The organism is Peribacillus acanthi (genome assembly GCF_003073175.1).
GTDB lineage: Bacteria > Bacillota > Bacilli > Bacillales > DSM-1321 > Bacillus_BN > Bacillus_BN acanthi.
Genome location: NZ_QBBX01000003.1, coordinates 229,919 through 242,367 on the forward strand (window position 1 = coordinate 229,919; position 12,449 = coordinate 242,367).

Sequence of the window (12,449 nt, forward strand, 5' to 3'; positions counted from 1 at the left end):
TATGCCATGGCGATAGAAAAAGGTGGAGATTTTGAGGAAGCTTATATGAACTTATTGAAGGATACTGGTTCAATGAGAATAGAAGACTTGGCTCAAAAGCATCTTAATGTTGATTTGACACAAAAGGATTTCTGGAAAAAAGCAGTGGATGTTTGCATAGCGGATATAGAAGAATTCTTAACACTAACAGATGATCTTGTAAAGCAGACAAACTAACAGATTAGTAAAAATGCTCCCGAGTATGGGAGCATTTTTTTTTGGAGGTAACACTATACTTTTTTAAGTTTGAATGGACTAACCATTAATAAAGCTAATATTAGAACTAAAAACAAATAGAAAGCAGGCGGCAATATAGCTTGACCTAAAAAGCTTAACGTAGCAAGGCAACCTGCTGCTGTAATTGGTAATCCCACAAAATAGCCATTGTTCTCTGTAATATTGAATCTAGCTAAACGGAAAGCTCCACAGCCAATATATAAAACTGTAAAAAACATACCTGGCGCACCAAAATCAAATAGAATTCCTTGATATAATAGTAGAGCTGGGGCTACACCAAAAGAAATGATGTCACTCATGGAATCCAATTGTTTCCCAAGATCGGATTCAATGTTTAATTTGCGTGCAATCATTCCATCAAAACGATCCGCTAATGCAGCTACAAATATTAACAATAGTCCTAAATGTAACTGCCCTCGGACTACAGCAAGAATTGCAAATCCACCTAGAGATAAATTGGCTAAAGTCATGACATTAGCTGTTTGAGCTTTTAATTTTTTTATTGTATGATCGAAAACTTCGGATAAAAACATAATTTTTCACTCCTTATTCAAAAACAAAAGGGACATATACAGGTTGTTTATTATATAATAATATTTTATTCTGTACAGGATATGCAATAGAATATGAATTATTTTACATTAATGGAGGTTCTACAGTGATTGAACCATTATATAAAGCGATGATTGAGTTGACGAATGGAAGAATAACATCTCAGTTTATGAAGAATTTTTCCCAATCTAAACTAAGTAAAAAAGTGATTCCTTCTTTTTCAAAGTTGTATGGCATAAATACTCAAGAAATGAAGAGGGGCTTGCATGAATTCGAGACTTTACATGACTTTTTCACAAGAACCTTAAAAGATGAGGCTAGAGTCATCGATTTACAACCAAAAAGCTTAATCAGCCCGGTTGACGCGGTTTTTGAGGATTTTGGAATAATCGAAGATACGAGTAACATCACAGTAAAAGGGAAAATCTATTCTATTCACGAAATGTTAGGTGATGAAGAGGTCCTAAAAAAATATATTGGTGGGAATTATGCGGTCCTATATTTGAGTCCAAGCCACTATCATAGAATTCATTCTCCAATTGAGGGTCAAGTAATCGCTCGCTGGACACTTGGAGGGAAATCGTACCCTGTTAATAAAGCAGGTTTGAAATATGGAAAAGCTCCTTTATCTAAAAACTACCGAGTCATCACGGAAATCAAACACTCTGATGGTCATGTTGCACTAGTAAAAGTTGGAGCGATGTTTGTAAACTCTATTGAGGTAACCAATCTAAACGAACAAGTAAAAAAAGGGGAAGAAATGGCTTACTTCAGCTTTGGTTCTACAATTGTCTTACTATTTGAAAAAGCGACCTTTACTTTAGAGGATAGCCTGAATCTTCCCGCAGAGATCAAGCTAGGTCAAGTATTAGGAAAAGTAGGACAATAAATTTGAGTCAGATTTAAATATCTATTTCAAAGCACAAAAAAACCTGGGCGCCTTGAGTGGCGTCCAAGTTTGTTATAATATTGCGTATTTTATATTTATGAAGAAACTTTAATTCTGTTAGATAAAGAGCGACGGTGAATTTCTTTTTCAATTAATCGAATAAACTCTTTGCTAAGTTTTAATTCAGTTGCTTTGTAGTAGGATTCGATTAATAGATCATCTGATAGTTTATTCATAGAGAAGCCTAACGGCTATTCACCTCCATATTTTAATAGAAACTTACAACAAGAAAATACATAAAATGGTAGGTTCTTTGTTGTACCCTTACTCTATCAAAAATAAACGTATAGAACAACCGTTCCCTTATCCACAGCTAAAGGTGGATAAGTTGTTAATAAGTTGTTTATAACTACATGGCTTATGGATGTATCAAAGGGAATAATGTGAATAAGGTTATCCACAAAAAATAGAAGGTTGATTTTTGTCGAAAAATATTCTGATTTTTTTTGGAATAATTTAATTATCGGTATATACAGTGAAAAAAATCTACATTTGAACGATAACAGTGGCTGTAGAAAAATGGAGAATTTTGAAAGCTCCATCGAAATTCGTTATTATATATATGTACAAAAAGAGCCTAATTTAAATATAAAATTTGTTGTGTAATGAGGTGTTTACCGAATGATAAAAAATTTTCTGCCAAGCGAGCATGTGAAGAGCATATTCGATATTAGTCCTGAAATTCTGTTAGAGAAAGGCATAAAAGGAATCATAACGGATTTAGACAATACATTGGTGGAGTGGGATCGTCCAACCGCCACTCCAAAGCTTATTGAATGGTTTGAAAACATGCGTTCACATGGAATTCTAGTTACGATTGTCTCAAATAATAATGAGAGACGAGTTCGTACATTCTCTGATCCCCTCAAAATTCCTTTTATTTTTCAAGCACGAAAACCTATGGGGCGTGCGTTCCGTAAAGCTATTAAACAAATGGGAATAAAGAGAGAAGAAGCAGTTGTAATTGGTGATCAGCTCTTAACAGATGTTCTTGGTGGAAACCGTAATGGTTTTCATACCATTCTTGTTGTGCCAGTTGCATCGACAGACGGGTTAGTTACTAGATTTAATAGAAAAGTCGAAAGAAGAATTCTTACATTTTTTAAGAAAAAAGGAATGCTGCAATGGGAGGACCAAAATTGAATAATACAGAATTAATTAGTTGTATTGGTTGTGGAGTAGAAATCCAAACAGAGGAGCCTACGAAATTAGGCTACGCACCAAAATCTTCATTGGAAAAAGAAACAATCATATGTCAACGATGTTTCCGCCTGAAAAACTATAATGAAGTCCAAGATGTATCATTGACAGATGATGATTTTCTGAAAATCTTGAATGAAGTTGGAAGAAGAGATGCCCTAATCGTAAAGATTGTAGACATCTTTGATTTTAACGGTAGCTGGCTACCAGGGCTACATCGTTTTGTCGGAAACAATGATGTCCTCTTGATTGGGAATAAAGTTGACTTGTTACCGAAGTCGGTCAAGCACAATAAAGTGATCAATTGGATGAAACAAGCTGCGAAAGAATTAGGATTAAAGCCGATCGATATCATGTTGGTAAGCTCGCATAAAGGAAGCTTTATTAAGGAAGCTGCTGAGGCGATTGACCGTATTCGAAAAGGTAAAGATGTTTATGTGGTAGGTTGTACGAATGTAGGTAAATCAACATTTATTAATCGGATTATCAAGGAAGTAACAGGCGAAGGAGATATCATTACAACTTCACACTTCCCAGGTACAACACTTGATACTATTGAAATTCCACTTGATGATGATAAAGCGTTAATTGACACTCCTGGGATTATCAACCACCATCAAATGGCTCACTTCGTCGATAAAAGAGATTTGAAGTTCATTACGCCAAAAAAAGAAATCAAACCGAAAATTTATCAATTGAACGAGGAACAAACCTTGTTTTTTGGTGGCCTAGCACGCTTTGATTACGTTGCAGGAGGACGAAAGTCATTCACTTGTTACTTGTCAAATGAACTGATGATTCATCGTACGAAACTTGAAAAAGCAAATGAACTTTATAAGAATCATGTTGGAGAGCTCTTAACACCTCCAAGACCTGAACAATTAGATACCTTCCCAGAAATGGTCGCACATGAATTTTCGATTAAAGAAGCAAAAACGGATGTTGTGTTCTCCGGTTTAGGCTGGGTTACCATCAATGAACCTGGTGTAAGAATTGTTGCCCATGTCCCAAAAGGTGTGTCTGTTATGATTAGGAAATCTTTAATATAAGTAGGTTGTTTTAGCAAAAAGATCCATTAAATAAAGGAAGGGGATAGAAATTGTGAAGCAGCTATATGGTGTAATAGGCGACCCGATTAGCCATTCAATGTCCCCTGCAATGCATAATAGTGCTTTTTCGGATCTGGGAATTGATGCCTATTATCACCCTTTTCATGTAAGCCCAGAACATTTAAAGGATGCAGTCAAGGGATTGAAAGCTTTAAATATTCAAGGATTCAATGTAACAGTCCCTCATAAAACATCCATCATCCCGTTACTTGATGAAATTGACCCTTTAGCTTCTGCGATTGGTGCAGTCAATACTGTGGTAAAAAAGGATGGAAAACTCATTGGGTATAATACAGACGGTTTAGGGTTCGTATCAGCACTCTTACATGAAATGGGTAATCTCATTCATCCAGAATGCAATATCTTAATTGTTGGGGCAGGAGGAGCGGCAAGAGCGATTTTTTATACATTATTAAGTAAAGGTTGGACTAGGGTCGACATTTGTAATCGTACGGTTCAACGGGCTGAGGTTTTAATTGGTGAATGTCCTATTGTCGGAAAATCAAAACCGTTAACTTTACAGGAAGCACAATCAACCCTGAATGATTATGATTTAATTATTCAAACGACATCAATTGGGATGAGTCCGCGAACGAGTGAGATTCCAATTGATTTAGAAAATTTAAAGCCAAATAGTGTAGTATGTGATATTATTTACAATCCATTAAAAACAGAGTTGCTAAAAAATGCATCCATTAAAGGAGCTAAAACTCAGAACGGAATTGGAATGTTCATTTATCAAGGGGCGCTGGCTTTTGAATTATGGACAGGAATAAAACCGGATACGGAAAAAATGAAGAAAGTTGTATTGCAACAATTAGGAGGAACAACATGTTAACTGGAAAGCAAAAAAGATTTTTACGTTCTAAAGCACATCATTTAAACCCAATTTTCCAAGTAGGTAAAGGCGGGGTTAATGAAAACATGATTAAACAAATAGCTGATGCATTAGAAGCTAGAGAGCTACTAAAAATTAGTGTTCTTCAGAATTGTGAAGATGATCGCGATACTGTAGCTGAAGAACTTTCAAAAGGAGCTCGTGCAGATCTTGTACAAATTATAGGAAACACAATCGTTTTATATAAAGAATCGAGAGAAAATAAACAATTGCAGCTACCATAAGGAATGTGTCTTATGAAAAAGAATATTGGGATACTCGGTGGAACCTTTGATCCACCCCATATTGGACATTTAATTATTGCAAATGAGGTCATGCATACTCTTGGATTAGACGAGATTCGATTTATGCCGAATTCTGTACCTCCGCATAAGGAAAAGACTCAAAAAATATCAAATCAGGCACGATTAGATATGCTGGAACTTGCAATAAAAAGTAATGGGCAATTCCGCGTAGAAGCGATAGAACTTGATCGAGAAGGGCCATCCTACACGTATGATACGATTCGATTGCTTCTACAGCAAGAACCAGATTTAAATATCCATTTTATTATTGGTGCGGATATGATTGAATATTTGCCGAAATGGTTTAAAATTGATGAGTTAGTTACAATGGTTCAATTTGTTGGAGTGAAACGACCTAGTTATAATGAAGTCTCTCCTTATCCTATCCAACTAGTTCAAACCCCTGAATTAGTTATTTCTTCATCGATGATTAGAAGTCGGTTAAATTTGGGGAAGAGTATTCGATATTTAGTTCCTGAACAAGTGGAAACATATATCAAGGAGAATGGTTTATATGAATCGTGAAGCTGCTCTCTCTCTCGTTAAGAGTCAGATGACGGAACATCGCTACCACCATACATTAGGCGTAGTTGAAACAAGTATATGGCTTGCTACTCTATATGGTGCTAATCCTGTAAAGGCCGAGCTTGCAGCAATCTTTCATGATTATGCAAAGTTTCGTTCAAAAGAAGAAATGAAAGAAATCATCATTTCGCAAGGTATGTCTAAAAACCTTCTAGAGTACAATGAAGAGCTTTGGCACGCACCTGTTGGAGCATATTTAGTGGAAAAAGAGGCTGGAATCAAAGACGGGGAAGTCCTTGATGCTATTAGGTATCATACTTCAGGCAGAATTGGGATGGCTTTGCTTGAGAAAATCGTATTCTTGGCAGATTATATTGAGCCAGGTAGACATTTTCCCGGAGTTGAAGAGGTAAGAGAAGCGGCCAAAGAAGATTTGGAATACGCTTTGTTCCTTTCTGTAAGGAATACGATACAATTTTTAATGAAAAAAAATCAACGCATTTATCCAGATACTTTTTATATGTATAATGACCTTTTAGGGTCGATTAAGCAAAAATGAAAGATTTATGGGTATGTCTTTTTAGGGTAAAATAAATTTAAAGAGTGAAACATACATTGGAGGAAAAACATACATGAATGAACGTGACCTGCTATTGACAGCGGCCAAAGCTGCAGATGATAAGAAAGCTGAAGATATCATTGTCTTGAATATGAAAGGAATCTCGCTTGTAGCAGATTATTTTTTAATCTGCCATGGGAATTCAGATAAACAAGTGCAAGCCATTGCAAGGGAAATGAAGCAAACAGCAGAGGAAAAAGGGTTTACAGTTAAAAGAATGGAAGGTTTTGATGAGGCACGCTGGGTGCTTGTTGATTTAGGAGATGTAGTGGCACATGTCTTCCATCGTGAAGAAAGAAGTTACTATAATCTTGAACGTCTATGGGGAGACGCGCCAACAGAGCACATCCTTAATGAGCTTAACCAATGAGTTACCACCGCTTTGCAAACATCTATGACGAGCTAATGAAAGACGTTCCATATGACCTTTGGGTAGAACGGTTCATGGAACAAACACAAAAGCTACAAAATGTATGTGAAAACGTCTTGGATATTGGCTGTGGTACAGGTGAGCTTGCGATTCGTTTTGCACAAAATGGGTTCAATGTGACTGGTGTGGACCTTTCGGAAGAAATGTTAATGGTAGCTTCTGAAAAAGCTACTCACAATGGGGTTAGTATCCCTTTTTATCAGCAAGACATGAAGGAACTTGAAGGATTAGGAGAATTTGACGCAGCAGTCATTTTCTGCGATTCCTTAAACTACCTACGCAATGAGGCTGATGTAAAGTCGACTTTCAGTAGAGTCTGTGAGCATCTTAAATCAGATGGACTTTTCATGTTTGACGTTCATAGTATCTACAAAATGGAACATTTATTTCACAATCAAACGTATGCGATTGTAGATGATGATGTATCTTATATTTGGAATTGCTTTGAAGGTGAGCATCCATATAGTGTAGAGCATGAATTAACTTTTTTCATCCGTCATGAAGATCATGACCTTTACCAACGATTTGACGAACTCCATACTCAAAGAACCTTTGAGGTGGAATCTTATAAAGAGTGGCTCAATGAAGCGGGATTTGACTTGGTAGATGTTCTCTCTGACTTAGAGAATCTACCATTAAACGAATCCACAGAACGTGTACTATTCATTGCAAAAAAACGTTAAAAAAAAATGGGGACAGCAAATTTGCTTCCCCATTTTTATATTTAATAAAAAGGATTTTAGAGCTTCATGTCGAATCAATATTTAGCCCCAAATTGTTCTTCAATCTCTTCTACATCTTCATCGAATTTTCTATGAGTAGCTTGAATCAAATGATCAAAAACATCGCCCAGTTCTGCCTCCAAAACTTTGATGCCTTCTCCTGTAATTCCACCCTTTACACAAACTTTTTCCTGTAATGTAGGTAACGAATAGTGTCCTTGTTTTAGTAATTCCCCAAAGCCAATGAACATTTTTTCAGTCAGTATAGTAGCGGTTTTTTTGTCTATGGATGTTTGTCTACAAGCAGCGTTAATGAATTCTTGGGCTAAATAACTAAAAAAGGCTGGTCCACAACTAACTATATCAGAGGAAATTCTTGTGATCTCATTTTCAATTTGAATTGGAACTGAAATTTTAATGGAAAGGTCGTGAATGAAATCTTTCCAATAATCTTTGCACGATTGCCCAAAACTTATTAATGAAACCCCTGAAAGTGCTCTATTCGTAATACTTGGAATAAATCGTGCGCATGAACAATCTATATATTGCTCCAATTGGGAGACGGAAATAGGACTAGTGATGGAAACGATACATTGTTCCTGATTTAAGTGTGGTTTTATATTCAAAAGAATACCATGGATATCCTTTGGTTTAACACAGATAAAAATAAGATCGGCCAATTGGGCGATTTCGCTACTAGAATTAACGATTCGGATTCCATTGAACCGTTCTTTCAGTACTTCAAGCTTTCCTAAACTTCGATTGGTTACAATTAATTTAGACTGTTCCACTGCCTTTGACTCAATTAGTGCTTCCACAAGTATGGTCCCCATGTTACCAGTCCCAATTACTCCTATCTTCATCAGTTTCACCCCCTGAGAACACACTTCTCCTATAACGATATGAATGGAAAAATTATTTTATACCTTGGACGAAAAAGGAGCGGCTCCAATGCTTAGAAATAAGAACAAAATATTTTTAGGGATCATAGTATCTTTTGCGATTGGTGGCACCATGTTTTTTCTTCATGAAAAAACAAAAGCAGAACCACCGAATGAGGAATTTATTATTGAAAGTCAAAATGAAGAAGAGGTGGTCATTAAAACAGATAAGGGTGGTAATACAGATCAAGAAACCCCTGAAATTATCATAGTGGATGTAAAAGGTGCGGTGGTTAATCCAGGAATATATCCTTCAAAAGATGGTGAACGAGTTCATGATATAATTCAAAAAGCTGGAGGTACAGTGGATAATGCAAATATTAATGCCATAAATCTTGCCCAAAAGGTAGAGGACCAAATGGTTATTTATGTACCATTAATAGGTGAAGAAACAATCCAATCTTTTGTGGGAACAGAACAAGCGACTTCAAACGTTGAAGAAAAGTCTTCTGAAAAAGTGAATTTAAATATGGCAGACGAAATGAATTTGCAAACTTTACCTGGAATTGGTCCATCAAAAGCGGCTGCTATTGTAGAGTATAGAAATCAGAATGGAGGATTTAAGGCAGTGGAAGAACTTAAAAATATATCAGGAATCGGGGAAAAAACATTTGAAAAATTAAAAGATCTTATATCTGTTGAGTAAATTTTATCTCTATTCAATTTGAAATGGGTTGTGTAGAATGAAAGTAGATTTTGACGAATGATGTACCAGGGGTGATTACATTTGGAAAGAATTAGTTGGCATCAATACTTCATGGCCCAAAGTCACTTGCTCGCAATGAGAAGCACATGTACAAGACTTGCGGTTGGAGCAACAATAGTAAGGGATAAACGTATCATTGCAGGAGGTTATAATGGCTCCATAGCTGGCGGGGAACATTGTATAGATGATGGATGCTATGTAATTGATAATCATTGTGTGCGTACCATTCATGCTGAAATGAATGCAATCCTTCAATGTGCAAAATTTGGAGTGCCTACTGCAGGATCAGAGATATACGTAACCCATTTTCCTTGCCTCCAATGCTGTAAATCTATCATTCAAGCAGGTGTTAAAGCAGTCTATTACGCAATGGACTATAAAAATCATCCATATGCGATCGAATTGTTCGAACGGGCTGGAATTTTGGTTGAACAAGTTCCTCTAGTGGGTAATGCTTTAGACCCTACATCACCTGGAAAAAGGGATTTGATGAATGAAATGTTGAATGAACTAGAATGTAATGGTATAGAAAAAGAGAAGCTTCAAATTTTTAAAGAAAAAGTAAAAGAGTTATTTTAATATGAATCAATGGAATCCTCTTGAACCTGTATTATGGACCGTATCTGCTATTGTAGGCATTGCGGTCTATACTTTCCCCAATATTTACACGGTTGTATCCTTTCTAGTTTTGTTGTTCCTTACCTTTAAAATCCTTCCACAAAGAAAAAGTGTGATTGCAATTTGTATTGTGCCTTTGTTTATCTTACTCTCCTATCTTCATGAAACAGGAAATCAAACTAACTTCAAGGAGGGTAATTTCACGATCACAGTAAGATTCATTGATTTATACCGTTTGGACGGAAATGCCTTAAATATGGTAGTGAGTAGTAAAGAAGAAAGACTTTTGCTCTTACACACATTTAAATCAAAAAAAGAGCTCCGCGACTTTGAACAGAAATTTTCCCTTGCTAGTACCTGTAAAATGGAAGTTTCTTTTATTCTTCCAAATGAAGCGCGTAATCCTAATTCCTTTAATTACCGACAGTATTTAAAAAGGCAAAACATTCATTGGATTATAAAGCCTAACAATAAACTAATCGAATCGTGTCAGGGAGACAAGAAAACTCCTCTTGAAATCGTTAAAATGATGAGGAAATCCTTTATTGATAAAATTAAGGAAAAGACTGCTGGAGAAGTAAGAGGTTTTGCGATAGCCATGCTGTTTGGAGATACAGATTATTTGGATATTCAAACATATAGCGAATACCAAAAGTTAGGATTAGTTCATTTAATTGCGATTTCTGGTTTAAATATTGTGTTACTAGTGTCGGCTATATATTTATTGGGTATTCGTGCGGGTATCACAAGACAATCCATGAGAGGGCTCATCCTAATCTTACTACCTGTCTATTGCATATTAGCTGGAGCAAGTCCATCTGTAATAAGAGCTTGTATAATGGTAGGTTTGTTCATGCTTTTGACGTTTTTTCGTTTTAAAATTTCACCGACCACAATTTTATCTATAGTATCCATAGCGGTGTTAGCGCATACACCAACAATGTTATTTGATATCGGCTTTCAATTATCATTTGGGATTACGTTTGCGTTATTATTCTCCAAAAAAATCCTATCAAGAAATTATGGGAAGTATACGTTTATCAAACAAAGTTTCAATATCAGTATTATCTCTCAACTAATTTCCACACCCATTATCCTCTTCCATTTTTCAGAAATCACCTTGATTGGAATCTTTCTCAATATTGTGTATGTACCCGTTTTTTCATTCGTTATTCTCCCAGGCTCAATCCTTTTATTTCTTTCAATAATTCTAATTCCATTTATCATGCCAGCTATACAATGGCTTTTGGAAATGGTACTTGGAATTTGTAATAATTTTGGTCATTGGGTGAGCTTATTTCCTTTATCATCTTTTGTACTAGGGAAAGTAGGATTTCCATTTATTATCCTATTTATGATGGCTGTATTATGTTTATTTATTAGTTGGGAAAAGATTCAATTACAACAAATTATATTATCATCTAGCCTAGTTTTTTTATTAGCAATGGGACAGTTTTTTATCAATGAACGTTCACTAAATGGAGAAATTGTTTTTATTGATATTGGACAAGGAGATTCTATTCTAATTCAGCAACCATTAGGTAGAGGGACAACATTAATTGATACGGGCGGAATCTTAAGATATGAGAGAGACAAATGGGAGAAAAGAAAAAAGTCGTTTGATCCAGGAAAGGACATAGTTATTCCGTTACTGAAGAGTAAGGGGATACGAGAAATTGATCGCTTAATCTTGACCCATCCTGATCAAGACCATATTGGTGGAGCGAAAGGTATTCTAGAGAGCATCCGTGTTAAGGAAATCATTATTGCTGAACATTCAATAGATGAGTTTAAACAAATTCCATTCATTGTAGATGAGGTGGAGAACGGTAGGCGAATTTCTTTTGTCAAAAGAGGGGACCAGATTTCTATAGGAAATAATGATATCTTGCATGTATTAGGCCCGAATGAAGACCATGAAGATAAAAATGAAGAATCCATTGTCTTAGCAGGAAGGATAGGGGGATTGGAGTGGATGTTCACAGGAGATCTTGGAAAATCGGGAGAGGAAGAGATACTTTTTTCTTATCCAAAAATAAAAGTGGATGTATTAAAAGTCGGACACCATGGCAGTAAAAATTCTACATCAGAAAATTTCCTAAAGCGATTAAATCCAAGATTCGCAATAATCTCTGCTGGGAAGAAAAATAGATATGGTCATCCTCACAAGGAGGTAATTAACCATATTGTTAGTGAAGGCATCACCCTTTATCGTACAGATATTAGCGGAGCCATCACTTATTCCTTCCGAGTAGGGGGCAAGGAAGGAACATTTTCCACACAACTTCATACTATAAAGTGAACCTTGAGAAATTGGTTCAAAAAGAAAAAAACTGCTATATCGCAGTTTAGTGAAGTGCCCTGGGGCATAAGGGAGGCCTCCTAAGTAGAAGGCCTATGTAAAGAATAAATTATGACCCAAAGAAATGGATAACTGTAGCGATAACGAACATAGTAGCGAAGAATCCAAAAGAAACGATGAATCCTACACCGGAATCAATTGCATCATTACGCTTTGATTGTACATCTTTTTCAAATTGATTCATGTCTAAACCCTCCTATTTCTATTTTAGTATAAGCGATTCCCCAAAAAAAATCTACAACTCACGATTTGTTTTCC

The 12,449-nt window shown here is 35.9% G+C and carries 16 protein-coding genes and 1 pseudogene; 13 read left to right on the forward strand and 4 right to left on the reverse strand.

Annotated features, from left to right (window positions below; all coding sequences use genetic code 11):
• Positions 1–216, forward strand: a pseudogene (locus DBX25_RS21150) (M3 family oligoendopeptidase); the annotation flags it as partial.
• A gap of 53 nt (positions 217–269) precedes the next feature.
• On the opposite strand, the gene pssA reads toward DBX25_RS21150, so the two are convergent.
• Positions 270–809 carry a CDP-diacylglycerol--serine O-phosphatidyltransferase gene (gene pssA, locus DBX25_RS04450; protein ID WP_108669570.1) on the reverse strand — a complete coding sequence of 180 codons (540 nt, stop codon included), beginning with the start codon at positions 807–809 and terminating at the stop codon, positions 270–272.
• 125 nt (positions 810–934) lie between these two features.
• On the opposite strand from pssA, the gene DBX25_RS04455 reads away from it, so the two are divergent.
• On the forward strand, positions 935–1,717 hold the full coding sequence (locus tag DBX25_RS04455) for a phosphatidylserine decarboxylase (protein WP_108669571.1): 783 nt from the start codon (positions 935–937) through the stop codon (positions 1,715–1,717).
• Positions 1,718–1,812: 95 nt separating this feature from the next.
• Here DBX25_RS04455 and sda read toward each other — a convergent pair whose 3' ends face one another.
• Positions 1,813–1,953, reverse strand: a complete 141-nt coding sequence (gene sda / locus DBX25_RS04460; RefSeq protein ID WP_108669572.1) for a sporulation histidine kinase inhibitor Sda — start codon at positions 1,951–1,953, stop codon at positions 1,813–1,815.
• A gap of 445 nt (positions 1,954–2,398) precedes the next feature.
• On the opposite strand from sda, the gene DBX25_RS04465 reads away from it, so the two are divergent.
• The 8 genes from DBX25_RS04465 to DBX25_RS04500 all read left to right on the forward strand — a co-directional run bounded on the left by DBX25_RS04465 (position 2,399) and on the right by DBX25_RS04500 (position 7,525).
• Positions 2,399–2,920, forward strand: coding sequence for a YqeG family HAD IIIA-type phosphatase (locus DBX25_RS04465; protein WP_108669573.1), 522 nt, complete (start codon positions 2,399–2,401; stop codon positions 2,918–2,920).
• Positions 2,902–4,026 carry a ribosome biogenesis GTPase YqeH gene (gene yqeH, locus DBX25_RS04470; RefSeq protein WP_108669574.1) on the forward strand — a complete coding sequence of 375 codons (1,125 nt, stop codon included), beginning with the start codon at positions 2,902–2,904 and terminating at the stop codon, positions 4,024–4,026. Before DBX25_RS04465 ends, yqeH begins: the two co-directional genes overlap by 19 nt.
• A 52-nt stretch (positions 4,027–4,078) precedes the next feature.
• Positions 4,079–4,924: a shikimate dehydrogenase gene (aroE, locus tag DBX25_RS04475; RefSeq protein ID WP_108669575.1), complete on the forward strand. Its 846-nt coding sequence runs from the start codon at positions 4,079–4,081 to the stop codon at positions 4,922–4,924.
• The gene (gene yhbY, locus DBX25_RS04480; RefSeq protein ID WP_108669576.1) at positions 4,918–5,208 is read left to right on the forward strand and encodes a ribosome assembly RNA-binding protein YhbY; all 291 of its coding nucleotides are present in this window, start codon (positions 4,918–4,920) and stop codon (positions 5,206–5,208) included. Before aroE ends, yhbY begins: the two co-directional genes overlap by 7 nt.
• 12 nt (positions 5,209–5,220) lie before the next feature.
• A complete protein-coding gene (locus DBX25_RS04485) occupies positions 5,221–5,793 on the forward strand; it encodes a nicotinate-nucleotide adenylyltransferase (protein WP_240620149.1) in 573 nt (190 codons plus the stop codon).
• The gene (yqeK, locus tag DBX25_RS04490; RefSeq protein WP_108669578.1) at positions 5,783–6,352 is read left to right on the forward strand and encodes a bis(5'-nucleosyl)-tetraphosphatase (symmetrical) YqeK; all 570 of its coding nucleotides are present in this window, start codon (positions 5,783–5,785) and stop codon (positions 6,350–6,352) included. Before DBX25_RS04485 ends, yqeK begins: the two co-directional genes overlap by 11 nt.
• Positions 6,353–6,425: 73 nt before the next feature.
• Positions 6,426–6,782, forward strand: a complete 357-nt coding sequence (gene rsfS / locus DBX25_RS04495) for a ribosome silencing factor (RefSeq protein ID WP_108669579.1) — start codon at positions 6,426–6,428, stop codon at positions 6,780–6,782.
• Positions 6,779–7,525 (forward strand): class I SAM-dependent DNA methyltransferase, encoded by a 747-nt coding sequence (locus DBX25_RS04500; protein ID WP_108669580.1) that lies wholly within the window; start codon positions 6,779–6,781, stop codon positions 7,523–7,525. The genes rsfS and DBX25_RS04500 overlap by 4 nt, the downstream gene beginning before the upstream one ends.
• 74 nt (positions 7,526–7,599) lie before the next feature.
• On the opposite strand, the gene comER is transcribed toward DBX25_RS04500, so the two are convergent.
• On the reverse strand, positions 7,600–8,427 hold the full coding sequence (gene comER, locus DBX25_RS04505; RefSeq protein WP_108669581.1) for a late competence protein ComER: 828 nt from the start codon (positions 8,425–8,427) through the stop codon (positions 7,600–7,602).
• A gap of 88 nt (positions 8,428–8,515) precedes the next feature.
• Between comER and DBX25_RS04510 the strand changes: the two genes are divergently transcribed.
• The 3 genes from DBX25_RS04510 to DBX25_RS04520 all read left to right on the forward strand — a co-directional run bounded on the left by DBX25_RS04510 (position 8,516) and on the right by DBX25_RS04520 (position 12,131).
• Positions 8,516–9,151, forward strand: a complete 636-nt coding sequence (locus DBX25_RS04510) for a helix-hairpin-helix domain-containing protein (RefSeq protein WP_108669582.1) — start codon at positions 8,516–8,518, stop codon at positions 9,149–9,151.
• A gap of 81 nt (positions 9,152–9,232) precedes the next feature.
• Positions 9,233–9,790, forward strand: a complete 558-nt coding sequence (locus DBX25_RS04515) for a ComE operon protein 2 (protein ID WP_108669583.1) — start codon at positions 9,233–9,235, stop codon at positions 9,788–9,790.
• A 1-nt stretch (position 9,791) separates the two neighbouring features.
• Entirely contained in the window at positions 9,792–12,131 is a 2,340-nt protein-coding gene (locus DBX25_RS04520; RefSeq protein ID WP_108669584.1) for a DNA internalization-related competence protein ComEC/Rec2, read from the forward strand.
• A 109-nt stretch (positions 12,132–12,240) separates the two neighbouring features.
• Here the strand turns inward: DBX25_RS04520 and DBX25_RS04525 are convergent, their stop codons facing one another.
• Positions 12,241–12,375, reverse strand: coding sequence for a YqzM family protein (locus DBX25_RS04525; protein WP_108669585.1), 135 nt, complete (start codon positions 12,373–12,375; stop codon positions 12,241–12,243).
• Between the last annotated feature and the right edge of the window lie 74 nt (positions 12,376–12,449).

What these genes read in the sequence shown, in the direction of transcription:
- yqeH (WP_108669574.1), top strand. Translation starts at nt 2,902, where the DNA reads ATGGGAGGACCAAAATTGAATAATACAGAATTAATTAGTTGTATTGGT.
- yhbY (WP_108669576.1), top strand. Translation starts at nt 4,918, where the DNA reads ATGTTAACTGGAAAGCAAAAAAGATTTTTACGTTCTAAAGCACATCAT.
- pssA (WP_108669570.1), bottom strand. Translation starts at nt 809, where the DNA reads ATGTTTTTATCCGAAGTTTTCGATCATACAATAAAAAAATTAAAAGCT.
- DBX25_RS04520 (WP_108669584.1), top strand. Translation starts at nt 9,792, where the DNA reads ATGAATCAATGGAATCCTCTTGAACCTGTATTATGGACCGTATCTGCT.
- yqeK (WP_108669578.1), top strand. Translation starts at nt 5,783, where the DNA reads ATGAATCGTGAAGCTGCTCTCTCTCTCGTTAAGAGTCAGATGACGGAA.
- comER (WP_108669581.1), bottom strand. Translation starts at nt 8,427, where the DNA reads ATGAAGATAGGAGTAATTGGGACTGGTAACATGGGGACCATACTTGTG.
- DBX25_RS04500 (WP_108669580.1), top strand. Translation starts at nt 6,779, where the DNA reads ATGAGTTACCACCGCTTTGCAAACATCTATGACGAGCTAATGAAAGAC.
- DBX25_RS04510 (WP_108669582.1), top strand. Translation starts at nt 8,516, where the DNA reads ATGCTTAGAAATAAGAACAAAATATTTTTAGGGATCATAGTATCTTTT.
- DBX25_RS04485 (WP_240620149.1), top strand. Translation starts at nt 5,221, where the DNA reads ATGAAAAAGAATATTGGGATACTCGGTGGAACCTTTGATCCACCCCAT.
- DBX25_RS04465 (WP_108669573.1), top strand. Translation starts at nt 2,399, where the DNA reads ATGATAAAAAATTTTCTGCCAAGCGAGCATGTGAAGAGCATATTCGAT.
- rsfS (WP_108669579.1), top strand. Translation starts at nt 6,426, where the DNA reads ATGAATGAACGTGACCTGCTATTGACAGCGGCCAAAGCTGCAGATGAT.
- DBX25_RS04525 (WP_108669585.1), bottom strand. Translation starts at nt 12,375, where the DNA reads ATGAATCAATTTGAAAAAGATGTACAATCAAAGCGTAATGATGCAATT.
- sda (WP_108669572.1), bottom strand. Translation starts at nt 1,953, where the DNA reads ATGAATAAACTATCAGATGATCTATTAATCGAATCCTACTACAAAGCA.